Below are 24096 nucleotides of genomic sequence, written 5' to 3'. Positions count from 1 at the left end.
ATGCGGGCAGGAGATCGGATGTATGCCACCCTTGGACCTCAACCACCCGCCGTTTGGCGTCCCCACCTGCCCACCGGCCGCCTGACCCAGGCCGGGATCACCCTCGACACCCCGGCCCGCCGATGACAGACGCTACGTACCGAGGCTTCCGCTACACGCTCGTCAGAAGCTCCTCTCCAACAGCCCGCCGGGACGGCATCAGACGAGCGAGTCGTCGATCTCCGCGCGGCTGGGCATCGACGTGCTCGCGCCCTCGCGCTGCACCGACAGCGCCGCCGCCGCCGAGGCGAAGCGGAGTGCGGCAGCGGCGGGAAAGGCCTCGGTGCGAGCCACCGCGAGCGCGCCGACGAACGTGTCGCCCGCCGCCGTGGTGTCCACCGCCTTCACCTGTACGGCGGGCACGCGCAGCCGCTCGCCCGACCGCGAGCCGTACAGCGCCCCTTCGGAACCCAGCGTGATGACGGCCTCCGGCACCCGTTCGAGCAAGGCCTCCAGTGCCGCGTCGGCGGAGGCGGCGCGGGTGATGGCGGCGGCCTCGTGCTCGTTCGGCACGATCAGCGTGACGGCGTCGAGCAGCGCGTCCGGCAGGGGCTGCGCGGGCGCGGGGGTGAGGATCACCGGTACGCCCGACGCCTGCCCGGCCTGGGCGGCGGCGATCACCGCGTTCATGGGCAGCTCCAGTTGGAGCAGCAGCGCGCGCGAGTCGGCGATCACCGCGACGTCGTCGGCGGTGGGGCCGGTGACGGTGCCGTTCGCGCCGGGCACCACGATGATCGAGTTGCCGCCGTCGTCGTCGACCACGATGTGCGCGATGCCGCTCGGGCCGGGGACCTGGCGCAGCCGTGCGACTTCCACCCCGGCCTCGGCCATGGTGGTGCGCATCTCGGCGCCGAAACCGTCGTCACCCACCGCGCCCAGGAAGGCCACCACCGAGCCCGCCCGGGCTGCCGCGATCGCCTGGTTGGCGCCCTTGCCGCCGGGAATGGTGCGGAACCCGCGCCCAGTGACCGTCTCGCCCCGCTTGGGGGCCTGGGACACGTAGGCGACGAGGTCCATGTTCGCGCTGCCGAAGACCGAGATCATGCCCTCATCATCTCCTGAGTCTCCTAGGACTGCTGAATCGCCTGGGTGCGGCGCGCCAGCTCAACCAGCCCGATCCCGTCGAACCCGGTCAGACTGGTGGCCAGGCTGTCCCGCATCATCCACCGCTCCGGCACCCCGCCGTTCAGCGCGCCCGCGACGGACCCGGCCGTGGCGCCGGCCGAGTCGGTGTCCCAGCCGCCGGCGACCGCTCCGGCGATGGTGGCGGTGAAGTCGCCCCGGCCGTGGATCAGCGTGGCGGCCAGGAGGGCGGCGTTGTTGATCGTGTGCACCCAGTGCAGGGCGCCGTGCCGCTCGTGCAGCCGGTCGACGACCCGCTCGAAGTCGGCCTCCTTCGAGGCGTCCTCGACCGCCTGCCGTACCGCCTGGTAGAGCCTTGATCGCGGCGGGACGACGGACAGCCCGGCCTCGACCACCTCGGCGGCGGAGGAGGCGACCAGCGAGCTCGCGCACAGGGCGGCGGCGAACATGGCGCCGTAGATGCCGTTCGCGGTGTGGGTGAGGCGGGCGTCCCGCCAGGCGTACTCGGCCGCGGTGGCCGGATCGCCGGGATTGACCCACCCGTACACGTCGGTCCTGATCAGCGCGCCGATCCATTCGCGGAACGGGTTGCGGTACGTCGCCGTCTCCGGCACCTCGGCCCCGGCCAGCAGGTTGCGGTAGGCGACGCGTTCGGCCGTGAACGTCCGGCCGGCGGGCAGCTCGTCGAGCCACAGCTTGGCCACGTCGTCGGTGGTGAAGCCACGGCCGTGGCGTTCCAGGACGGACAGGGCGAGCAGCGGGTAGTTCAGGTCGTCGTCCTCGGGGACGCCGTCGATGTTCTCGGCCAGGGAGTTGACGGCGCTGCGGCGGTTCCACGGCCACTGTTCGGCGATGGCGTCGGGCAGCCCCCGGGCGGTGAACCAGCCGGTGATGGGCCAGTTGCCGGTGGCCTCGGCGATCTCCCTGATCCCGGCACGGGGGATCTTCTCGACCGGCTTGCCGAGCACGCATCCGGCCGCCCGCCCCTGCCAGGCCCCTAGCACCCGGGCCGGATCCACCTGCCGGGGGGCTCCAGGAGCGGCCGGAGCGGGCCAGTCCGGGCAGGCGGCGATGATGGCGGCGAGCTCGGACGGCTCGTCGAGCGGCGACGGGATGGCAGCCAGCTCGTCCAGCAGCCGCTCGGCGAGCGGTCGCAGCCTGAGCGCGCCGGGCTCGGAGGCACCGGCGCGCGGCGGGGCGTCGTGGCCGCCCGCCGCGTGCCACCGCTCGGCGATGCCGCGCACGTCCCTGCCGTCCTCGGCGGCCTGGCGCAGCTCGTGGCCCACCAGGTCTTCGGGCTGCACCCAGGTGAGGCGGATCATCGGCCGGCGCGGTCGGAGCGGTCCGAGCGGTCGGCATGGTTCGAGCGGTCGTCGCGGCCGGCGTGGTCGTCGCGGTCCGAGCGGTCGGCGAAGGCGGCGAGGGTGGCGAAGTCGGCTTCGACGGCGCGGCGGCGAGCCGCGTCGTCAGCGTGCACCTTGCGGGCGACGTCGGCGATCACCCGTCCGGGCGCTTCCAGGTCGGTACGGCTCGCCTCGGCGACCTGCGTCACCCACTCGCGCGGAATCGAGCCGAGCCCGCCCAGGGCGCCCGCGATGGCGCCGCCCATGGAGGCGATCGAGTCGGCGTCACGGCCGTAGTTCACGCCGCCGAGCACGGTGTCGCGGTAGTCGCCCTTGGCCACCACGAGGAAGCCCAGCGCCAGCGGCAGTTCCTCGATGCTGTGCACCCGGCTCGGCCGCCGCGCCCCGAGTCCCTGGTCGCGGTAGGTGTCGGCGACCGTGTCGAACGGCCGCACGGCCGCGCGCAGCGTCTCGAACGAGCCCTCCCAGTGGCCGAACCCGGCGGCCGCCTCGCAGACCGCCTCGATGGCGGCCCTGGTGCCGTCCTTGGCCAGCCTGAGGCAGGTGGCCACCACGGAGTCGAAGGTCGCGCCCGGCCGCATCGCCTCGGCGACGGCCGCCGCCATGACACCGGCGGCCTCCCGGCCGTAGCTCGACTGGTGGGCGCCGGTCAGGTCGATGGCCTCGGCGTAGGCGGCGTCCGGGTCGGCGGCGTTGACGATGCCGACGGGGGCCACGTACATGGCCGCGCCGCAGTTGACGATGTTGCCGACCCCGGCCTCGCGGGGGTCCACGTGGCCGTAGTGCAGCCGGGCGACGATCCACTTCTCGGCCAGGAAGATCCGCTGGAGCGGCAGCGCCTCGGCCTCCAGCTCGGGGATCCACCGGCGCTCGCCCATCAGCTCGGGCACGAAGTACTCGGCCATCGAGTACGCCCCGAGATGACCTCCGGCCTTCTCGTAGACGCGGATGAGCGCGTGTGTCATCAAGGTGTCGTCCGTGATGTGGCCGTCGCCCTTGTGGTAGGGGGCGATGGGCCGGGCGTTGGCCCAGTCCTCGTTGTACGGGGGCACGATGCCCTCGACGTACCCGCCGTACCTGGTGGCGATCTGTTCGGGAGTCCAGCCCTCGGTGGCGCCGCCCAGCGCGTCACCGACAGCCGCCCCCGCCACGCAGCCGGTCGCCCTGTCTTCAAGCGGCGTCATGCGAGTTCCTCCATAAGTTCGATGACATCTTTTCCTGCCAATTCCGGCAGACAGCACCCTGCCAGTGTGCGCGCCGACGTGATCCACCCCGCCGGGATCGTGTCGAGCCCGCCGCACGCCCCGGTGAGCGCCCCCGTGAGAGCGGGCGCGGAGTCGGCCAGCGTGGCCAGGCACGCGGCGGCCGGTACGGCCGCGCTCAGGGAGCCGCCCGCCACCTCGGCCAGCGCCAGCGCCACGGGCACCGTCTGCGCGGCGCCCACCCCGTAGCTGTAGACGTGGTCGAGCAGCGCGGCGTCGAGCGCGGGCACGGCGGCGAACGGGTCGCCCGCCCTGCGCGCCACGTCCAGCGCCAGCCGGGCGTTGTGCCCGATGGCGGTGTCGGGCGGCAGTACGGCCAGCGCCGCCCCGGCCGCCCCGGCCGCCGAGCCCGTCGCCACCGCCTCGGCCACCGCGGCCGCCATGGCCAGGGCCCCGAGCAGCCCGTCATTGGCGTTGGTGACCTGGGCGTCCTCGGTCGGATCCCGGCCGAGCGCGCCGAAGGCGACGGCCCTGACGGCGGCGGCGTCGTCGAAGTGGTGCGGGTTGTCGTGGCCGCTGGCCGGGGGCTCGACGCCCTTGGCCAGGTTGCCGAGCGCGGTGGCCACCGAGATGCGCGCCCGGATGTCCTCGCGGCCCGTGAGGTCGCCGAACGCCTCTGCGCGCGGCCGGTCGATGGTGAGCACCGTCCAGGCGAGCCACTCGGCGTCGTCGGACGGGCCGACGGCCAGCGGGGCCACGGGCTGGTTGAGCGCGAACGGCACCGGCAGTGTGGTCACCCGGTGCTCCTCCGCGAACGCGTCTAGCTCGCGGAGCAGGCGTCTGCTCCATGGCGCGTGCAGGGCCGACCGGTGCCTGGCGGCGGGCCAGCCCGCGGCGTCTCCCACGGCGAGCCCGACGAAGGCTCCCGCGATTCTGTCCCCCGACATGAGTTCCTACAGTCCTTCCGCCAGTTCGTCGGCGACGTCCAGCACGTGCCTGCCCGCCACGACGGGCAGGCATTTACCCGTCACCGGGCCTATCCTGCTCGCCCAGCGTTCCGGGACGCCGTCCCGCCCCTGCCCGGCACCCGCGATGGCACCGGCGATGGCACCGATGGTGTCGGCGTCGCGGCCGAGGCTCACCCCGAACGTGACGGTGGTCTCGACGTCGCCGCCGCCCGCCAGGTACGCGGCGAGAGCGAGCGCCACAGCCTCGGGCGCCACGTCGGTCCAGGGGTAGTGCTCGACGACCACGGCTTGGTGAAGCGCTTCGACGATCTGCGACTCATCGCCACTTGAGGCGTCCGCGTGGCCGCCCGGCACGTCGTCACGGGCCCGAACGATGTCGCCATCTCGCGCCACGTCACGGGCCCGCACCACATCGCAGGCCCGTACGATGTCGCGCGCCGTCCACGAGTCCGCGGGGATCACCGACAGCGCGGCGGCCACCACCTCCTGCGGCGCGGCGCCGGTCATCGCGGCGGCCACCGCCCCGGCGACGGCCCGCCCGCCCAGCACGCCCTCGCCCGACTGGCTGACCCGCCCGTCCTGCTCGACGAGCCGGGCGGCCTCCGCCGGGTCGCCGGGGCAGAACACGCCGTACGGCGCCGCCCGCATGGCCAGCCCGTCGGACCAGCCGTGCTGGTGCACGAGCCCGGTCAGCGGCGGTTCCAGCCCGCGCCTGAGCGCCTCGATGGTGCCGAGCTCGGAGAACCCGGCGCCGCGCATCGGCCCCGCCACCAGGGGGATGATCTCCGTCCGGTAGGCGTGGGCCACATCGGCCGAGGTCAGCGCGTGCCCGTACCGGACCAGCAGCGAGGAGGCGAAGATGGCGTACTCGGTGTCGTCCGTCCCGCCGCCCTCGATCTCGGTGAGCCGGCCCCACCGCCGGCGGATCTCCGCCGGCGTGAGGTTCTCCGCGGGCGCCCCGAGGGCGTCGCCGGCTGCGAGGCCGAGCAGACACCCCCGGGCTTTGTCCCGATAAGTCACCGCTGGTACCGCTCCAGCGTCTTGTTGCCATCCTCCACCAGCTTCGCCGCCGCCTCGTCGATCGAGATCTTGTTGGCGAAGTACTGCTGCAGAACCGGCGTCGCAACCTTGCTCTTCCACTCGTCGAACCCGTTGACCTTGAGGAACGGCGCCACGACGAGGTTCTTGCCGGAGGCGGTGGCCACGTCCCAGCCGTTCTCCTTGGTGGTCATCACCGGGTCGGCGGCGGCCTTGGTGGAGGTGGGCAGCAGCCAGTCGCCCTTGGCGAGCTTGGCCTGGTTGGGGCCGTTCAGGAAGAAGGAGATGAACTTCAGCGCCTCATCCGGGTGCTTGCTGTCGGCGGCGACGGACAGGGTCTGCGAGACCGCGCCCTGGTCGCTGCTGGTGCCCTTCAGCGGCGGGAGGGTGACCCAGTCGAAGCCCTTGGGCGCCTGCTCGACGACCTGCTGGCGCAGGTAGACGCCGACCGGCAGCATCGCGTACTTGCCGGCGAAGAAGCCGGGCAGCGGGTCGGCGGTGCCCATGCCGAGCGCCGAGGTGTCGGCGGACTTGTCCTTGTAGAGCTGGTCGTGGATGCGCTGGAGAACCTGCTTCTCCTCCGGGCCCACCTTGACGGTCGTCTTGCCGCCCTCGGTCTGGAAGAAGGTGCCGCCGAAGTTGAGCGCCAGGTTCAGCGTCTTGTTGACGGGCGACTTCATCGGCCAGGCGACGCCGTACGCGCCGCTCTTGGTCAGCTTCTTGCTGACCTCGGCGAACTCGTCCCACGTCCACGGGTTGTCGGAGGTGGGGATGCGCACGCCGGCCGCGTCGAGCAGCTTCTTGTTGGCGATGATGACCTGCGACTCCTGCAGGAACGGCACGCCGTACACGCCCTGGTTGCCCTTGCCGTCGTCGAAGGTGACGGTGTCCCAGGCGGGCTGCGGGATGTCGCTCTTGAGGTCGGCGGGCACCTTGTCCTTGAGGTCGAGCAGGTAGCCCTTGGAGGCGAAGCCCGACAGGGCCGGGGAGTCGTCGTGGATGACGTCCGGCGGGTCGCCGCCCTCGAAGGAGGTGACGAGCTGGTCGTTGACGTTGTCCCAGCTGCCCTGGACGTAGGTGACCTGGATGGCCGGGTTGGCCTTGTTCCACTCCTCGACGAGCTGCTTGTTGGCCGCGACCGACTCCTTCTGCCAGGCGAGGCTGAGGAAGTTGAGCTTGACCGGCTCTCCGGGCTTGGCGGACTCGCTGGTCCCGCCACCTCCGCCCCCACCGCACCCGGCGGCCAAGGCGACGATCGCCGCCGCCGCCAACGCGGATTTGATACGCATAAGAGCCTCCTAGCCCTTCACAGCGCCGGCCATCAGGCCGGACCTCAGCCGTCGCTGGATGATTGCGAAAAAGATCAGGCTCGGGATCGTCGCCATGAGCGAAGCCGCGGCCAGCGGGCCGAGCCTGGACACTCCCTCAGGGCCGGTGAACCTCACCAGCGTCAGTGGCAGCGTCATCACATCGGGGTCCTTGAGGACCACGAGCGCGAACAGGAACTCGTTCCATGAGGAGATGAACGAGAAGAGCAGCGTCGCCACCACGCCCGGCGCGAGCAGCGGCGCGACGATGCTGATGATCGACCGGACGCGGGTCGCGCCGTCCATGGCCGCGGCCTCCTCCAGCTCGCGCGGCACCGACCGCACGTACCCCTGGAGCATCCACAGCGCGAACGGCAGCGTGAACGTCACGTGCACGACCACCAGGCCGAACAGGGTGTTCACCAGGTCGAGCTGCTTGAGCACCATGAACAGCGGGATGATGATCAGGATGAACGGGAACACCTGGCTGACCAGCACCCACCCGAGCGCCACCCGCTTGAGCACGCCCTGGTAGCGGGCCAGCGCGTAGGAGGCGGGCAGGGAGACGGCGACCGTCAGCACGGAGCTGGACAGGGCCACGATCAGGCTGCGCAGTCCCGCTCCCACCAGGTCCTGCTCACCGAACGCGTCGGTGAAGTTGGCCAGCGTCGGCCGGTCCGGGATCCACGACGGATGCAGGTTGGCCATCTCCTGCGGCGTCTTGAGCGCCGTGGACAGCAGCCACACCAGCGGGAACGCCAGAAAGACCATGTAGGCCAGGAGTGCCGCGTACTGCGGGATCTTCTTCATGACGCCTCCCGCATCTGCCGCCAGAGATAGAAGCCGAGCAGGCCCAGCACGACGATCACGATGGTGACGCCCATGGTCGCCGCGTAGCCGAAGAAGCCGTAGCGGAACGCCTCCTCGTAGGCGAACAGCATCGGCAGCCTCGTCCGCCCTCCGGGACCGCCCTGCGTGAGCACGTAGACGAGGGTGAACTGGTTGACGTTCCACACGAAGTCGAGCGAGGTGATGGTGACGATGACCGGCCGCAACTGCGGCAGCGTGATGCTCCAGAACTTCCGCCAACTGCCCGCGCCGTCGACCTCGCCCGCCTCGTAGAGCTCCTTGGGGATGCCCTGCAGGCCGGCCAGGAGCACCACCGTGGTCTGCGGCATGCCGCTCCAGACGCCCATGACGATGATGGCGGGCAGGGCCCAGTTGAAGTCGGCGAGCCAGTTGATGTCGGTGCCGAACGTGGTGTTCACGATCCCGGCGTCGGGGTGGTAGACCAGCCGCCACATCAGCCCGATGACCACGGGCGGCATCGCCCACGGCACCACGGCCAGCACCCGGGCCAGCCCCCTGAACCACAGGTTCTGGTTGAGCAGCAGCGCCAGTCCTAAAGAGGCCAGGAACTGCAGCCCGGTCACCGACACGGCCCAGATCAGGCCGATCCTGATCGACGCCCAGAACTCCTCGTCGGCGAGCAGGGTGCCGAAGTTCTCCAGGCCGACGAAGCTGGTGACGTGGTTGCGCCCCGACTCGGCGTCGGTGAAGGCCAGGCCGATGCCGTACAGCAGCGGGCCCACGCTGAACAGCAGGACCGGCACCAGCGCGGGCAGCATGAGCACCCACATCTCGCGGTTCTGCCGCGAGGCGCCGCTCTTACGCCGCCTGCTCCGCGGCGCCTGCGCGGGCCTGGTCGCGGTCGCCGTCATGAAGACCTTCCTCCTTCGGACGCCTCGCCTGCGGTGGACGCGCGGACCACCAGGCGGGGTAGGACGGTGACCAGGCGGGGCTCGCGGTCGCCGTGCTGCAGCCGGTCGAGCAGCAGTTCGGCGGCGGCCTTGCCGCGTTCGGCGGAGCCCAGCGAGACGCTGGTGAGCGACGGCCAGGAGGCGGCGGCCAGGTCGGTGTCGTCCATGCCGACCACCGCCACATCCTGCGGCACCCGCTTGCCCGCCGCGCGCAGCACGTCGAGCGCGCCCAGCGCGATCAGGTCGTTGGCGCACATCAGCGCGTCGATGTCGGGCATGCGCCGCAGCAGCGCCGCCACCGCGCGACGGCCCTCCTCGCGGTAGAAGTCGCCGATCTCCACCAGTCGCTCGTCGTACCGCAGGCCGACCGCCTCCAGCGCCTCCCGGTAGGCGGCGCCGCGGGCGGCTCCGGGCACGGTGTCGAGCGGGCCGTTGACCATCCCGATCCGGCGGCGGCCGAGCGCGTACAGGTGATCGATGGCGAGCCGGACACCGGTGCGCGAGTCCGCGCGTACGTTGTCCACCCGCGTCCCCTCGGGCACCGAGCCGATGATCACGACGGGTGCCCTGGCGGTGGCGAGCATCCGCAGGTGCGTCTCGGTGACGCGCAGCGGGCTCATGATCAGCCCGTCGACGTAGCGCTCGCCGAGGCTGTGCAGCACGTCGATCTCGTCGGCGGCGACGGCGTCGGTGGAGTGCAGCACCAGCCGGTAGCCGGCCGCCTTGAGCACGGGCTGAATCTGCCGCAGCATGGCCAGGTAGGCCGGGTTGCCGACGTCGGCCATGGCGAACGCGACCTGGTGGGTGCGGCGCGACTTGAGCGATCTGGCCACGGCGTTGCGTACGTAGCCGAGCTCGTCGGCGGCGGCCATCACCTTGCGCACGGTCTCCTGCCTGGTCGGCAGGCCGTTCAGCACCCGCGAGACCGAGGCGATGGAGACGCCCGCGCGCTCGGCGATCGTGGTGATCGTGGGTCCGTCGGCCACGGCTCTCCTTCCCTGCGCGTCCATGAGTCCGTAAAATCGCTGTAAACGTTTACTGCGTGTGGCACATGAAACATGCACGTTACGTACGGGGTCAAGTCACGATCACATAACACCAGGTCAACCCCCTGCCGGGCTCCGTCTGACGGACGGGCGGGCCGACGGACGGGCGGAGTCATGCCCGTCCGTCGTACCGGATCCGGGTCGGATCAGCGCGAGTCCGCCGGGACGGGGGCGGGGGTGCGGATCAGGGCGCGGATGGCGGGCGTGCCCGCGAGGGCGACGGCGGCGGCCAGCAGGGCCGGGAGGATCAGCGCGACCTCGAGCGACCAGGTCTGCGCGAGGAAGCCGAGCAGCGCGGGCCCCACCAGCAGCCCGCTGTAGCCGAACGCCGTGACCAGGGCCAGCGCGCGGCCGACCCGGCTGCCCGCCGCGCCCACCGCGCTGAAGATCACCGGAACGACGGTGGCCAGCCCGACGCCCGCGAGCGCCCAGCCGGTCCACGCGCACACCACCTGGAGCCCGTCACCGGCGAGCGGCGCGACGAGGACGAGCGCGTACCCGAAGGTGGCGACCAGCCCGGCGAGCTGGATCGTCCGCACGGAGCCGAGACGCGCCCGGATCGGGTCGCCCAGCAGCCGCACGGTCGTCATGGCCACCGAGAAGATCGTGTAGGCGAGCGGCGCGGCGGCCGGGTCGGTGTGCAGCACCCAGCGGGCGTGCAGGGCGGCCCAGTCGATGGCGGCGCCCTCGCTCAGGTGCCCGGCGAACGCGGCGACGCCGAGCAGCGCGACCAGCCCCCAGCGCAGCGGGCTGCCCTCGGGTGCGGCCTCGTCCCCGGTGACGTGCTGGGGCGGGTCCGGCAGCAGCAGCCGGGCCGCCGGCACGTACAGGAACGGCACCACGATCGCCGCCCCCACCAGCAGCGCCTGCGGGTCCAGCCCGGCCTTCAGCGCCCCGGCGGTCAGCGCGCCGCCGGCGGCGCCGCCCAGGCTCCACGTGCCGTGGAAGGCCGAGATGATCGGCCGGCCGTAGACGCGTTCGACCTCGACCGAGTGGGAATTCATGGCCACCTCGGTCACCCCCAGGCCGATCCCGAACACCACGGCCAGCACGGCCAGCGCCAGGTAGGAGGAGGCGAGGGCGGGCCCGAGCAGGACGGCCGCCGACAGCGGGCCGCCGACCCAGCAGACGGCCCGGCTCGACCACTTGTCCACGAGCGGCCCGGCCACCAGCATCGACACCAGCGCGCCGCACGAGATCAGCAGCAGGACGCTGCCGAGCCTGGCCGGGCCGAGTTCCAAGCGGTCGTTGAGCGATGGCAACCCCGCCGCCCACAGGCCCATCACCAACCCGCTGAGAAAGAAAAAGGAGAAGACTGCGATACGGGCGCGCTTGGCGTCTCTTTTGTTCACGGCTAGAGCATAATAACCCGGATGAGGCGCACACAATGGTGATGAACGGTGCGACGACCAGCGCCGGCCTACGGGCGTACAACCGGGTGCGGCTGCTGCGGGCGGTCCACGACTGCGGCGCGACCCGCACCCGATCGAAGCTGACCCAGGACCTGGCGTTGGCCCGGGGTACTGCGTCGGTGCTGGTCAGCGGTCTGGTCGACGACCGGCTGCTGCACGAGGAGCCGTCGGCGGAGCACGGCAGGGGACGGCCCACGCAGGTGCCGGGCCCGCATCCCGAGGGGCCGCTGGCGCTGGCCGTGGACGTCCGGGAGGACTCGTGGGAGGTCGCGGCGTGCGAGCTGGGCGGCCGGGCCACGGTGCTGGACGTACGGCAGCACGACGGCACGCCGGAGGGGGCCCTCGGGCCGCTGGGTGAAGTGCTGCGGAAGCAGATCGGGCGGCTCGGGTCCCGGGTGATCGGGGTGGGCGTGGCCGTGGCGGGGCCGGTGCGCGACGGCGGCCTGGTGGACGTGGCGCATCTGCGCTGGCGCTCGGTGAACGTACCCGCGCTGCTCGACCTCGGCGCCGTGGTCCCGCGGGTGGGGAACGACACGGCCTTCGCGGCTCTGGCCGAGGCGCGGCGGGGGCGCTTGCGTGGGACCGGGGTGGGGCTGCACGTCCATGTCGACTTCGACCTGGGCGGCGTGCTCGTGGTGGACGGCCGCCCGCTGGAGGGGGCCGGCGGGATGGGCGCCGAGTTCGGCCACATGCCGCTCACGGGCGGCGACGCGCCCTGCATGTGCGGCGCGCACGGCTGCTGGGGGCTGGAGGTCGGGGCGAACGCGCTCCTGCGCCACATGGGCCTGGCGTACGGCGGCGGCCAGGGCCGCGCCGACGCCCGCCGCATCCTCGCCGCGGTCTCGGCCGGCCAGCCGGACGATGGGGCGGCGCTGCGTGCGGTCGCGACGAACGCGCGGGCACTCGGCCGAGGGCTGGCGGCGCTGGTGAACGCGCACGATCCGGCGGTGGTGACACTGTCCGGCCTGGGCGTCGACCTGTACGATCGAGCGCTCCCCACCTTGATGGAGTCGTTCGGCCGCGGTCTGATGACGATCCGCGGCGAGCGGCCGCCTGTGATAGCCCCCTCGGCCCTGGGCTGGCACGGTCCGCTGGTCGGTGCCATGGAGTCGGTGTTCGACATGTTCCTCACCGTCTCCGGCGTCGAATCCTGGCACGGCGGCGGGTGAACACCCCGCCCACCGGGCCGCCTAAGGCAGCCGAGAGCGACCCGGCCGACGGGCTCGGCCGCGGGTTCGCGAGGTAAGGGAAGGCTTGGTTAAGCATCCTGACCTCCCGTTTTAAGGACACCCCCATGTCGTCATCGTACGTCGAGGTGCTGGTCGACGTCCTGCAGCCCCACTTCACCGGAGCGTCGCCCACCCGCTTTCACCGCCCACGACACGCCCGAACGGCGAATGTGACGGATACCACGCGCAAGGGCGTAAACCGCCCACGCGATTCATGATCTTGCACAGGTGAACCGGCGGCCCCGGCCAAGCCGGCGGCGACTGGCGGGGAGCCGTACGACCTGGTAAGAGACCATTTCGGGTCCCTCTGAGGTGGCTTCTCCCCCTGGGCGGGCTACGGTGTGGAGAAGCCCGTGGTCGGCGGCACAGGGGCCGGCGGCGGCATGGTCACGCGGCACGTGGCGCGCGCCGAAGCGGCCTCTTCGACGTGGCACACACGCTGAGCGGGCGCTTTCCACAACACGAACCGCTGGTATGGGCCATGATTAGCCACTGCACTACGGGTTACAGAATCCCCGATCCCAAATTCCCCGAGGAGAACCGAGATGGCACTTCCCATTCTCACCCCCGAGCAGCGCAAGGCAGCTCTGGAGAAGGCCGCGGAGGCACGCGCGGCTCGCACCGCTCTGCTGGGCAAGGTCAAGGCCGGTGAGCTGACTTTCGCGCAGCTGCTGGAGCGCGATGACGACATCGCCAAGAAGATCAAGGTGTCGCAGGCCCTGCGCGCGGTCAAGGGCGTCGGCCCGGCCAAGGCCACCGCGCTGATGGAGGAGGCCGGCGTCGACGAGAAGCGTCGCCTCGGCGGCCTGGGCGCCCAGCAGCGCAAGAAGCTGGTCGACGCGCTCGGCTGACCACCGGGCGGCCAGGTCCGCGCGCGAAGCCGCGCGGACCGGCCAGCGCTCCCCCAAAGCCTGTCAGGACCGCAGATAGGCGAGTACGGCCAGCACGCGCCGATGCTGATCGCTGTCGTCGGCGTACAGCCCGAGTTTGCTGAAGATGCTCCTGATGTGCTTCTCCACGGCCCCGTCGCTGATGACCAGCTGCCTGCCGATGGCGGGATTGGACTTCCCCTCGGCCATCAGCCCGAGCACCTCCCGCTCACGCGGCGTGAGCTGCGCCAACGGGTCGTCCCTGCGCCTGCGCACCATCAATTGGGACACCACCTGAGGATCGAACACGGTCCCCCCGGCGGCGACCCGACGGAGGCCCTCCAGGAACTCGTCCACGTCCACGACCCGGTCCTTCAGCAGGTAGCCCACGGCGCCCCGGGCGTCGGCGAGCAGGTCGTCGGCGTAGGAGACCTCGACGTACTGCGAAAGGATCAGCACCGGCGCCCCCGGGACCCGGCGGCGCGCCTCCACGGCGGCCCTGAGCCCCTCGTCGGTGAACGACGGCGGCATCCGCACGTCGACCACCGACACGTCCGGCCGGTGCTCGGCCACCGCCTCGACGAGCCCGTCTCCGTCACCGACGGTCGCGACCACCTCGCAGCCGAACTCTTCGAGCAGCCTGACCAGGCCCTCTCTGATCAATACCGCGTCATCGGCCACGACTACGCGCACGGCACCTCCGCCACGATCACAGTCGGCCCGCCGTCCGGTGACTGCACGGCCAGCTCCCCGTCGACCGCGCGGAGCCGGTCGGCCAGACCGGCGAGACCGTGTCCCTTGGCGACGTGTGCGCCGCCGACCCCATCATCCCCGATGGTAAGCATGAGAATGTCACCGATGCGGACGAGCTGGATCGTGCAGATGGTGGCGCGGCTGTGCTTGGCGACGTTCGTGAGCGTCTCGGCGACGACGAAGTAGATGGCGTTCTCGACCGCGGCCTGGTAGCGCTGGACGGTCTGTACGTCGAGGTCGACCGGGATGGTGCAGCGCCCGGCGAGGGCGGCCAGCGCCGGGGCGAGGCCGCGGTCCGACAGGATGGGCGGCGCGATGCCGCGTGACAGGGCGCGCAGTTCGTCGAGCGTCTCGCGGGTGGCGGTGATCGCCGAGCTGATCGTGGCCTGCGCGGCGTCGGGGTCCTTGCGCATCTGCCGCTGCGCCCTGGACAGCTCCATGGCCAGCGAGACGAGGCGCTGCTGCGGGCCGTCGTGGATGTCGCGCTCCAGCTTGCGCAGCGCGTTGGCCTCGGCGGAGACGGCCGCGGCCCGGCCCTCGGCCAGGTCGTCGATGCGCTCCTGCAGCTCGGCGACGCCGGTCAGCAGCGCCCTGCCGATCCCGGCCCGCAGCAGTGCGGAGGCGCGCGTCATGATCGGCATGATGAGCAGGCCGATCAGGCCGAGGACGACGTAGAAGACCGAGTTCACCCAGTAGCCCCGGCCGATCCCGAGCAGCTCGGGCAGCTCGACGTTGTCGGGGATGCGCGAGGTGATGAGGCCGTACAGGGGGTAGGTCAGCCCGGCGATCGGCAGCGCCCAGAACACCACGGTCAGCACGAACGACACGATGGCCAGCGGGAAGTTGAGTATCCCGTGCAGCAGGTCGAGCCATGACTGCCCGCTGGTCATCGGGTTCACCAGCCGGCGGAACCGGCCGGCCCCGGCGGGCGCGGGCTTGTAGCGGGGGCGTACCGGAGGGCGCTTGAGCACGTCGGAGAGCCAGCCGCGCTCCGCGTCCGCGAAACCCCGGGCGATCATGAGTGTCCCCGCGAGCAGCGGCACGCCGACCCACACGATCGCCGTGCCCACACCGGCGGCCATGCCGGCGATCAGGAGCGCGAAGGCGATGACGGCCGTGGGGAAGCCGACCAGCGTGTAGCGGGTGTCCAGGAGGACACGTCTCATGAGGGAGCGCATGGCGTTCACGGTACGACTGTGGCACGCCCGGATCGACCCGGTGCGCAGGTATATGGCGGTAGGGCCTGCCCTACCTTCCGTGGTGGTGTGATCTTGCCTCGAAGAGGGCGGCCCACGGCACTGTGCCGGAGCGGCCGCGGCGGAAGGCTTGAGGCCTCACCTTCCGGATGAATCGAGGCCCCCCATGACCGCGTTGCTCGACCACCCGGCGCCTCTGCCGGCGGCCGCTGTACCGGTCCGCCCCGCTCCGGCGGGGAGGGCGGGGGTCAGGGACCCGTTCATCGACATCCTGCGGGTGTTCGGGATGGCGCTGGTGGTGCTGCAGCACTGGACGATTCCGGTGCTCGTCTTCGACGGGGCCCGCCTGACGACCGGCAACGCCCTGTCGACGCCGGGGGTGTGGGTGGTGACCTGGGTCAGCCAGGTGATGCCGCTGGTGTTCTTCGCGGGCGGCGCCGCCAACGCCATCAGCTTCGGCCGGGCGGCGCACGGGGGGCCGCGGTGGCTGGCCACCCGGCTGCGCCGGCTGGCCTGGCCCATCCTGCCGCTGGCCGCGGTCTGGATCCCGCTCCCCCAGTTGCTGGTCACCCTGGGCGTGCCCAGGCAGCCGCTGGAGGTGGGCTCGTCGCTCACCGGCCAGCTCCTGTGGTTCCTCGCCGTCTACCTGATCGCGGTCACGGCCACGCCGTACATGATGAGGCTGCACGAGAGGTACGGCCTGCGCGTCCCGGTCGTCCTGGCGGCCGGGGCGGTCCTGACGGACGTGGTGCGGTTCTCGACCGGGCTGGACGCGCTGGGCTACCTCAACATCGTGTTCGTCTGGCTGGCGGTGCACCAGCTCGGTTTCCGGTACGCCGAAGGACGGCTGAGGCGCCCCGGGCTGATGGCGATCGGCGGGTTCGGGGCCGCGGCGCTGCTCGTGGCGTTCGGCCCGTACCCGGGCAGCATGATCGGCCTGCCCGGCGCCGAGGTGTCGAACATGGCCCCGCCCACGCTGGCCATGCTGGCCGTCTCGGTCGGCCAGATCGGGCTGGCCACGCTGCTGCGGCCGTGGATCCTGCGGCTGCGGACCGAGAAGCTGCTCGCCTGGGCGGGGCCGCGCATCATGACCGTCTACCTGTGGCACATGCCGGCGCTGTTCGCGGTCACCGGCGTGGTCGTCGTCGGCCTCGGCATCGATACCCCGGCGCCGGGCGGCCTGGGCTGGTTCGCCGGGTGGCCGATCTGGTTCGGGGCGCTCTGCCTGGTGATGTGGCCGCTGCTGAAGGGCTTCTCGCGGTTCGAGGAGCCGCCGGCGCTGCCGTACGGCGAGGCCACGTGGCGGGGCACGCTCACCTCGGCGGCGCTGGTCGGCGGCGGGCTGCTGGCGCTGACCGTGGCGGGGTTCGCGCCCGGCAACACGCCGTTCCTGGCGATCCTGGCGATCCTGGGCGGGCTGCTGCTTACGGGTCCGCGGGCCCGCGTGTGAGGATTCGGACACACGGTGGCCATCCGAAATCCTTGAAGAATGCGATCACATGACGCACATCCAGCCGACGCAGATCCAGCCCCTGTCCGAAGCCGACCTGCCCGGTGTCGCCGAGATCTACGCGCACTACGTGACGGAGTCGGTGGCGACCTTCGACGAGACGCCCCTCGACACCGAGGCGTGGCGGCTGAAGGCGGCGGCGATCGCCGAGGCGGGCCTGCCGTTCCTGGTGGCCAAGGAGGGCGACCAGGTGCTGGGGTTCGCCTACTGCGGGCGCTACCGCCCCAAGCCCGCCTACCGGCACACCGTCGAGGACACGATCTACCTCTCGCCCGGCGCGACCGGGCGCGGACTGGGCCGGCGACTGCTCGGCGAGCTGATCTCCCGCGCCTCCGAGGCCGGCGCCCGGCAGATGATCGCGGTGATCGCCGACGGCGGCGATCCGGCGTCGCTGAAGCTGCACGCCGCGTTCGGGTTCGCGGAGGCGGGCCGATTGAGGTCGGTCGGGTTCAAGCACGGGCGGTGGATCGACACCATCCTCTACCAGCTCGAACTCGGCTAGCACGGCGATATCGGACGGCCATCGGGCGCTGCCGGACCGGGTTGGGTTCGACCATCCGGCAAACTTCGGCAGGATAGAGGGTGTGAGCCTCCTCGTTGACCGCCTGCCGGAAGAGATCGACGCCGCCCCGGACGCCATTTTCGACGCGTTCGTTACCTGGAACTCCGAACGGGGGCTCACGCTCTATCCCGCTCAGGAGGAGGCGCTCATCGAGGTCGTCTCCGGGAGCAACGTGATCCTGGCCACCCCGACGGGCTCCGGCAAGAGCCTGGTCGCGGCGGGTGCCCACTTCGCCGCGCTGACCAGGGACATCCGCACCTTCTACACCGCGCCGATCAAGGCGCTGGTCTCGGAGAAGTTCTTCGACCTGGTCTCCGTCTTCGGCACCGAGAACGTCGGCATGATGACCGGCGACGCCAGCGTCAACCCGGGCGCCCCGATCATCTGCTGCACGGCCGAGATCCTGGCCAACGTGGCGCTGCGCGACGGCGCGGCGGCCGACATCGGCCAGGTCGTCATGGACGAGTTCCACTTCTACGCCGAGCCCGACCGGGGCTGGGCCTGGCAGGTGCCGCTGCTGGAGCTGCCGAACGTGCAGTTCGTGCTGATGTCGGCGACGCTCGGCGACGTCTCGATGTTCGAGCGCGACCTGACCCGGCGCACCGGGCGGCCCACCGCGGTCGTCAAGCACGCCGAGCGGCCGGTGCCGCTGATCTACTCCTACCGGATGACGCCCCTGCACGAGACGCTGGAGGAGATGCTCCGCACCGGCCAGGCCCCGGTCTACGTGGTGCACTTCACCCAGGCCGCCGCCATGGAGCGGGCGCAGTCCCTGATGTCCATCAACATGGCGACGAAGGCCGAGAAGGAGGCCATCGCCACGCTGATCGGCGGCTTCCGCTTCACCACCCGGTTCGGCCGGGCCCTGTCCCGCCTCGTCCGGCACGGCATCGGCGTCCACCACGCCGGGATGCTGCCCAAATACCGGCGGCTGGTGGAGCGGCTGGCCCAGGCCGGGCTGCTGAAGGTCATCTGCGGCACCGACACCCTCGGCGTCGGCGTCAACGTGCCGATCCGGACCGTGCTGTTCACCGCGCTGTCCAAGTACGACGGCAACAAGGTGCGCCGCCTGCGCGCCCGCGAGTTCCACCAGATCGCCGGGCGGGCCGGGCGGGCCGGCTTCGACACCATCGGCTACGTCGCCTGCCAGGCTCCCGAGCACGACATCGAGAACGCCAAGGCGCTGGCGAAGATCGGCGACGACCCCAAGCGGCGGCGCGGCTACGCCCGCAAGAAGCCGCCGGAGGGGTTCGTCGGCTGGAGCGAGGAGACGTTCGAGAAGCTGCAGACCGCCGAGCCCGAGCCGCTCAACTCCCGGTTCAAGGTCACCAACGCCATGCTGCTCGCGATCATCAACCGGCCCGGCGACTGCTTCCAGGCGATGAAGCACCTGCTCACCGACAACCACGAGGACCGCAAGTGGCAGCGGCGGCACATCAGCCAGGCCATCGCCATCTACCGGTCGCTGCTCGCGGGCGGCATCGTCGAGCAGCTCGCCGAGGCCGACGAGCAGGGCCGGCGGGCCAGGCTGACGATCGACCTGCAGGAGGACTTCGCGCTCAACCAGGCGCTGTCCACGTTCGCGCTGGCCGCCTTCGACCTGCTCGACCACGACTCGCCGAGCTACGCCCTCGACATGGTGTCGATCGTCGAGTCCATCCTCGACGACCCGCGCCAGATCCTGTCGGCCCAGCTGAAGAAGGCCAGGGGCGAGGCCATCGGGCAGATGAAGGCCGACGGCATCGAGTACGAGGAGCGGATGGAGCAGCTCGCCGAGGTCATGTACCCGATGCCGCTCGAAGACCTGCTGCTCGGGGCATATGAGACCTACCGGCACGGGCATCCGTGGGTGGGCGACTACACGGTCAGCCCCAAGAGCGTGGTGCGCGACATGTACGAGCGGGCCATGACGTTCGCCGACTACATCCAGTTCTACGAGCTGGCCAGGTCGGAGGGCACGGTGCTGCGCTACCTGGCCGACGCCTACCGGACGCTGTCGCGCACGGTCCCCGAGCACCTCAAGACCGAGGACCTCATCGACCTGATCGAGTGGCTGGGCGAGCTGGTCAGGCAGGTCGACTCCTCGCTCATCGACGAGTGGGAGAAGCTGGCCAACCCCGAGGACGCGCTGGAGCGCAAGGACCAGCTCGAGGCCAAGGTCCGCCCGGTCACCGCCAACACGCGGGCGTTCCGGGTGCTGGTGCGCAACGCGATGTTCCGCCTGGTCGAGCTCTGCGCCATCGAGAAGGAGAACGAGCTGGCGGAGCTGGCGCCCGACGTCGACTGGGGCGCGGCGCTCGACGCCTACTACGCCGACCACGAGGAGATCTTCACCGACGCCGACGCGCGGGGTCCCGCGCTGCTGCGCATCGAGGAGGAGGACGGCCTGTGGAAGGTGCGCCAGACCATCAAGGACCCGGCCGGTGACGGCGACTGGGGCATCGACGCGCAGATCGACCTGGCCGGCTCCGACGAGGAGGGCCGCGCGGTGGTGCACGTGCAGGGACTCAACAGACTCTGACGGGATAAGCCGTGTGCCGGAGCGGACTGGCAAGGGCGCCCCGGCACACGCCTGTTATTTAAGTGTCCGACAGCCAAGTTCGTCATCGCGTCATGGCAATGTCTCAAGATCGAGACATTCGGCGGGCTGTCCGAGGTCTCGCACCGCCTCGCTCGCGGCTCATGGGACAAAATAGGCGAATGAGCGACACAGAGAACAGGCGGGTGCTCGGGCTGCTCGCCCAGGACGACACGCTGCGGGCCTTCGCCTCCCTGGTCCTCGGCGTCACCGACGGGCTGTCGCCGAAGGTCCTGGCCCGGCTGGCCGCCGGCGGGCTGGCCGTGCAGGGGGAGGACGGCGGGTGGCGGGCGGCGCCGGAGAAGTTCCGTGAGCTGTTACGGGCGCGGGCCGCCGAACCCGAGCCCGAGGTGAGCACCGAGGAGCGGCTGCTGCAGACGTTCCTGGTCGACGGGCGGCTGAAGAGCATGCCGATGAAGCACGAGAAGCGGGTCGTGGTGCTCCGCTACATCTCGCGGGTGTTCGAGCCCGGTGTCCGGTATCCGGAGAAGGACGTGAACGTCGCGCTGCGGGCCTTCCACGATGACTACGCGGCTCTGCGGAGGTATCTGGTGGACGAGTGCCTGCTGTCCAGGGAGGACAACGTCTACTGGCGCAGCGGCGGCCCGGTGGAGCTCTAGCGCTGGAGGTTGCTGGTCCAGGCGTCGATCTTGGCCTGCCACCGCGCGGCGTCCTCCGGCCGGCCGGGGACGCCCGGCCGGGTCTGCCAGGGCAGCGGCCCCGACTCGGGCCGGTACTCCACCCCGATCGCGGCCAGCCGCGGCAGGTGGGCCGCCAGCCGTAGGCGGAAGTCGGCCAGGTCCCGGGCGGGCGGGCTCCACACCGTCTCCGCGAACGCCACCACCCGCGGGAAGGCCATGTACTCCAGGCGCCGGTTGGAGTCGATCAGCTCGGTCCAGAGGCCGCACTGCGACCCGAGGACCCGTGCCCCGGCCGGATCGTCGCGCAGCTCCTTCGGAACCGGGTCGAAGGCGTACACGTCCTCCAGCGTCAGCACGGTCCCGAACGGCACCGGCTCGTCCTCCCCCGGGCCCTGCCGGTAGTCGAAGTAGACGGAGGTGTTGGGGCAGGTGATCACGTCGTGCCCGGAGCGGGCCGCCGACACCGCCCCCAGGTCGCCGCGCCAGGAGGCCACCACGGCGCCCGGCGCGAGCCCGCCTTCCAGGATCTCGTCCCAGCCCACCAGCCTGCGTCCCCGCGCGGCCAGGTAGTCGTCGAAGCGGTGGATGAACCAGCTCTGCAGCTCGTCCTCGTCCCGCAGCCCCAGCTCGCCGATGCGGCGCTGCGCGGCGGGGCTGTCGCGCCACTGGTCCTTGCGGCACTCGTCGCCGCCGACGCACACGTACGGGCTCGGGAACAGCTCCAGCACCTCGTCGAAGACGTTCTGGAAGAAGGTGACCGTGCTGTCCTCGACGTTCAGCACGTTCACGCCGACGCCCCAGGTGGTGCGCACCTCCAGCGGGGTGTCGAGGTTGCCCAGCTCGGGGTAGGCGGCGATGGCGGCCTGGGTGTGGCCGGGCAGGTCGATCTCCGGCACGACCGTGACGAACCGCCGCGCCGCGTAGGCGACGATCTCCCGCAGGTCGTCCTGGGTGTAGTAGCCGCCGTGCGGGCGGCCGTCCAGGGCGCCGTTCCAGCCGGTCTGGCTCTCCTTGCGCCAGGCGCCGACCTCGGTCAGCCGGGGGTAGCGCTTGATCTCGACGCGCCAGCCCTGGTCGTCGGTGAGGTGCAGGTGCAGCACGTTGAGCTTGTGCAGCGCCATCAGGTCGATGAACCGCAGCAAATCATGCTTGGTCATGAAATGTCGGGCGACGTCGAGGATGCAGCCGCGCCACCCGAACCTCGGCTCGTCCTCGATCCGGACGGCGGGCAGCACCAGCGGCTCCCCCGCCGCCGCCTTCCTGAACGCGGCGGCCGGGAGCAGTTGCCGCAGCGTCTGCGCCCCGTAGAACACCCCCGCCGGGCCGCCCCCCTCGATCACGACGCCGTCGTCGGCCACACTCAGCCGGTACGCCTCAGGTGACAGCTCGTCGCGGAGCCGGAGAGTGATCGTTCCCGAGCCCGGCCCCGGCAGCAACTCGCCGCCGGCGACCGGGCTCAGCTCGCCCCGCAACCAGGAGGCGACTCCGCCGAGCGCCGGCTCCGCGGTCAGAGCGGTGTCCCGGTCGAGGACGAACCGACCCTGGCGGACCTCGTAGCGGACGGGCTTGGGAACGATCATGAGCTCTCTTCCTACTGGCAGGTTATGGACGCGTCGGCGAAGTCGGCATGGTCGGAGGTGGCGTTGTCGCCGCCGTTGGTCGCGACCAGCCGGACGTAGGTGGCGCCCTTCACCGACGCGGTGACCTTCCTGGCCGGCTGCGCGCCGGTGACGACGCCCGAGTGGGCGACCCGGCCGCCGTCGGCCCAGACTTCGAGGTCGGCCGACCCCGCCGCGCCCACCTCGTCGTCGATCCCGGCCTGGAACTCGACGGTCGAGCAGCGACCCGCGGTGTAGAACTCGATGTCGGCAGGCGCGTGGGCACCGAGCCCCTTGGCGTACCGGACCCCCTCGATGGTGATCGGCTTGCCGTCTCCGGCGGGCTTCTCGCCGTTGCTGGTGTCCTTCTCGACCGGGCCGAAGTAGTTCGCGACGCGGGTCCAGGGCAGGTCGCTCAGGTACGTACGGCCTGCTCCGGGCGCCCGCGCCACCTTGACGACGGCGGTGGCCGTGGTCTTGGCGGCTGTCGCGGTGATCTCGTAGTCCTTGAGCTCCGCTCCGGCGGGCGGCGTGACCGCCCACTTCACGGTGAACGTCTCGCCGCCGTCCAGCCGCCCGGTCCTGGTGGCCGTCCGAGCTTTGGCCCGCCACCCGTCCGGTACGGCCAGCGCCACCTCGACGTCGCGCAGCCGGTCCGTACCCCCGGTGTTGGTGACCCTGGTGACGACCTCCCGCTCCACGCCCGGTTCCAGCACGGACAGGTGGTCCTCACCCGGGCCTGCGGCCGGGTCCGCCTCCACCAGCACGGCGGGCGGGGCCTGCTCCCGGCTCACGCCCACCCGATACAGCACGGACCCGTGGGCGGGCACCTGGGCCGCCAGGTCGCCCGCCGTGGTGGTGACCGCGCCGGTCCACAGCTCCTCGACGCGGTAGCGGGCGGGCTTGAGCCGGGTGGAGATCGTCGCCGCCCGGTCGCTCTCGTTGAACAGCAGGATCGCCTGATCCCCGTTGGCCAGGGGCTTGGACAGCACGTGGTACCAGCCGTCGGACGTCACGAACCGGCCCTGGACGCCCAGCGCGTCCTGGTCGACGGCGATCACCTTGGGGTTGGCGACGATCGCCGGCGGCGCCTTGGCCGGGTCGGCCTGGAGGATGAGCGGGGAGGCGCCGATGGCCCAGAGGCTGACCTGGGTGCGGTACTCGGCGTCGGTCATGCCGCCCCGGCCCGCCTGGACCAGGTCGGGGTCCGCCCAGCTCCCGGGGCCCGCGTACTCGGCTCTGAGCTGGTTGAACTCCCAGATGTCGACCATGTTCGGATAGCTATCGGAGATGGGCCTGTTGAAGACGTTGGTCCGCCAGGTGGTGGCCTTCGCGTCCTTGCCCCAGAGCCACGGCACGGTGCTGCCGTCCTCGTTGTTCATCGCGAAGACGATCGCGTCGCCGAGCGCCTGGCGCATGCGCGGGTAGAGGGTCTGGGCGATCTGCTGGACGTTCTGGCCGGGGAAGTCGGCGGCCGGGACATTGCACCAGTCGTACTTGACGTAGTCGACGCCCCAGCCCTTGACCTGCTCGGCGTCGGCGGTCTCGTTCTTGTAGGAGCCGGGGCCGCCGCCGGAGCACGCCTTGGTGCCCGCCGACAGGCTCAGGCCGAGCTTGAGCCCCTTGCCGTGCAGGTAGTCGGCCAGCGCCTTGACGCCGGAGGGGAAGCGGGTGGCGTCGGGGGCCAGCGCTCCGCCCGTACGCTGGGCGGCCAGCCAGCAGTCGTCGATGATGACGTGGCGGTAGCCGGCCGGGGCGAGCGGGGCCAGGGCGTCGGCCGCCTGCCGTACGGACGCCTCCGAGACGGAGCAGCCGAGCGAACGGCTGCTCCAGCCCATCGGCGGCCCGCTCACGGCGGCGCCGGAGGCGGGTAACGGCACGAAGGGCAGGGTGAGGAGGGCCGCCGCGAGGGCGGCCGTGGTTGTGCGCATGAGGGTCCCG

The 24096-nt window shown here is 71.5% G+C and carries 20 protein-coding genes; 6 read left to right on the top strand and 14 right to left on the bottom strand.

The annotated features are described in order from the left end of the window. Positions 1 to 198: 198 nt before the first annotated feature. The 10 genes from rbsK to AB0F17_RS23005 all read right to left on the bottom strand — a co-directional run bounded on the left by rbsK (position 199) and on the right by AB0F17_RS23005 (position 11159). Positions 199 to 1083: a ribokinase gene (gene rbsK / locus AB0F17_RS23050; RefSeq protein ID WP_358026039.1), complete on the bottom strand. Its 885-nt coding sequence runs from the start codon at positions 1081 to 1083 to the stop codon at positions 199 to 201. 23 nt (positions 1084 to 1106) lie between these two features. After that, on the bottom strand, positions 1107 to 2444 hold the full coding sequence (locus tag AB0F17_RS23045) for an ADP-ribosylglycohydrolase family protein (RefSeq protein ID WP_358026037.1): 1338 nt from the start codon (positions 2442 to 2444) through the stop codon (positions 1107 to 1109). Then, entirely contained in the window at positions 2441 to 3670 is a 1230-nt protein-coding gene (locus tag AB0F17_RS23040; protein WP_358026035.1) for an ADP-ribosylglycohydrolase family protein, read from the bottom strand. The genes AB0F17_RS23045 and AB0F17_RS23040 overlap by 4 nt, the downstream gene beginning before the upstream one ends. After that, positions 3667 to 4635: an ADP-ribosylglycohydrolase family protein gene (locus tag AB0F17_RS23035; RefSeq protein ID WP_358026033.1), complete on the bottom strand. Its 969-nt coding sequence runs from the start codon at positions 4633 to 4635 to the stop codon at positions 3667 to 3669. The genes AB0F17_RS23040 and AB0F17_RS23035 overlap by 4 nt, the downstream gene beginning before the upstream one ends. A 6-nt stretch (positions 4636 to 4641) precedes the next feature. Next, complete coding sequence (locus AB0F17_RS23030; protein ID WP_358026031.1) at positions 4642 to 5676, bottom strand: ADP-ribosylglycohydrolase family protein; 1035 nt, start codon at positions 5674 to 5676, stop codon at positions 4642 to 4644. Further along, positions 5673 to 6983, bottom strand: a complete 1311-nt coding sequence (locus AB0F17_RS23025) for a sugar ABC transporter substrate-binding protein (protein ID WP_358026029.1) — start codon at positions 6981 to 6983, stop codon at positions 5673 to 5675. Before AB0F17_RS23025 ends, AB0F17_RS23030 begins: the two co-directional genes overlap by 4 nt. 9 nt (positions 6984 to 6992) lie before the next feature. Then, a complete protein-coding gene (locus AB0F17_RS23020; protein ID WP_358026027.1) occupies positions 6993 to 7811 on the bottom strand; it encodes a carbohydrate ABC transporter permease in 819 nt (272 codons plus the stop codon). After that, the gene (locus AB0F17_RS23015) at positions 7808 to 8722 is read right to left on the bottom strand and encodes a sugar ABC transporter permease (protein ID WP_358026025.1); all 915 of its coding nucleotides are present in this window, start codon (positions 8720 to 8722) and stop codon (positions 7808 to 7810) included. Before AB0F17_RS23015 ends, AB0F17_RS23020 begins: the two co-directional genes overlap by 4 nt. Continuing rightward, positions 8719 to 9747 carry a LacI family DNA-binding transcriptional regulator gene (locus tag AB0F17_RS23010; protein ID WP_358026023.1) on the bottom strand — a complete coding sequence of 343 codons (1029 nt, stop codon included), beginning with the start codon at positions 9745 to 9747 and terminating at the stop codon, positions 8719 to 8721. Before AB0F17_RS23010 ends, AB0F17_RS23015 begins: the two co-directional genes overlap by 4 nt. A gap of 206 nt (positions 9748 to 9953) precedes the next feature. Beyond that, positions 9954 to 11159: an MFS transporter gene (locus AB0F17_RS23005; RefSeq protein ID WP_358026021.1), complete on the bottom strand. Its 1206-nt coding sequence runs from the start codon at positions 11157 to 11159 to the stop codon at positions 9954 to 9956. 41 nt (positions 11160 to 11200) lie between these two features. Here AB0F17_RS23005 and AB0F17_RS23000 point away from each other — a divergent pair, with 41 nt between their 5' ends. Continuing rightward, positions 11201 to 12388 (top strand): ROK family protein, encoded by a 1188-nt coding sequence (locus AB0F17_RS23000; protein WP_358026019.1) that lies wholly within the window; start codon positions 11201 to 11203, stop codon positions 12386 to 12388. Positions 12389 to 12993: 605 nt separating this feature from the next. Then, the gene (gene mihF / locus AB0F17_RS22995; RefSeq protein ID WP_358026017.1) at positions 12994 to 13299 is read left to right on the top strand and encodes an integration host factor, actinobacterial type; all 306 of its coding nucleotides are present in this window, start codon (positions 12994 to 12996) and stop codon (positions 13297 to 13299) included. A 63-nt stretch (positions 13300 to 13362) separates the two neighbouring features. Here mihF and AB0F17_RS22990 read toward each other — a convergent pair whose 3' ends face one another. Together AB0F17_RS22990 and AB0F17_RS22985 are read right to left on the bottom strand one after the other, a co-directional pair. Then, a complete protein-coding gene (locus AB0F17_RS22990; RefSeq protein WP_336214277.1) occupies positions 13363 to 14010 on the bottom strand; it encodes a response regulator transcription factor in 648 nt (215 codons plus the stop codon). Continuing rightward, positions 14001 to 15236 (bottom strand): sensor domain-containing protein, encoded by a 1236-nt coding sequence (locus tag AB0F17_RS22985; RefSeq protein WP_358026015.1) that lies wholly within the window; start codon positions 15234 to 15236, stop codon positions 14001 to 14003. Before AB0F17_RS22985 ends, AB0F17_RS22990 begins: the two co-directional genes overlap by 10 nt. Before the next feature lie 196 nt (positions 15237 to 15432). Here AB0F17_RS22985 and AB0F17_RS22980 point away from each other — a divergent pair, with 196 nt between their 5' ends. The 4 genes from AB0F17_RS22980 to AB0F17_RS22965 all read left to right on the top strand — a co-directional run bounded on the left by AB0F17_RS22980 (position 15433) and on the right by AB0F17_RS22965 (position 20536). Beyond that, positions 15433 to 16716 carry an acyltransferase gene (locus AB0F17_RS22980; protein ID WP_358026013.1) on the top strand — a complete coding sequence of 428 codons (1284 nt, stop codon included), beginning with the start codon at positions 15433 to 15435 and terminating at the stop codon, positions 16714 to 16716. Positions 16717 to 16765: 49 nt separating this feature from the next. Further along, a complete protein-coding gene (locus AB0F17_RS22975) occupies positions 16766 to 17278 on the top strand; it encodes an N-acetyltransferase family protein (RefSeq protein WP_358026011.1) in 513 nt (170 codons plus the stop codon). A 73-nt stretch (positions 17279 to 17351) separates the two neighbouring features. Then, positions 17352 to 19859, top strand: a complete 2508-nt coding sequence (locus tag AB0F17_RS22970) for a DUF3516 domain-containing protein (RefSeq protein WP_358026210.1) — start codon at positions 17352 to 17354, stop codon at positions 19857 to 19859. Positions 19860 to 20038: 179 nt separating this feature from the next. Next, positions 20039 to 20536 (top strand): DUF2087 domain-containing protein, encoded by a 498-nt coding sequence (locus AB0F17_RS22965; RefSeq protein ID WP_358026009.1) that lies wholly within the window; start codon positions 20039 to 20041, stop codon positions 20534 to 20536. On the opposite strand, the gene AB0F17_RS22960 is transcribed toward AB0F17_RS22965, so the two are convergent. Together AB0F17_RS22960 and AB0F17_RS22955 are read right to left on the bottom strand one after the other, a co-directional pair. Then, positions 20533 to 22137 (bottom strand): beta-N-acetylhexosaminidase, encoded by a 1605-nt coding sequence (locus tag AB0F17_RS22960; protein WP_358026007.1) that lies wholly within the window; start codon positions 22135 to 22137, stop codon positions 20533 to 20535. The two genes, AB0F17_RS22965 and AB0F17_RS22960, sit on opposite strands and share 4 nt — an antisense overlap. A gap of 11 nt (positions 22138 to 22148) precedes the next feature. After that, entirely contained in the window at positions 22149 to 24086 is a 1938-nt protein-coding gene (locus tag AB0F17_RS22955; RefSeq protein ID WP_358026005.1) for an NPCBM/NEW2 domain-containing protein, read from the bottom strand. Between the last annotated feature and the right edge of the window lie 10 nt (positions 24087 to 24096).

This window comes from Nonomuraea sp. NPDC026600 (assembly GCF_040638335.1).
Classification (GTDB): Bacteria; Actinomycetota; Actinomycetes; order Streptosporangiales; family Streptosporangiaceae; genus Nonomuraea.
Note: the sequence above shows the minus strand (reverse complement) of the source record. Positions and strands in the feature narration are given on the sequence as shown.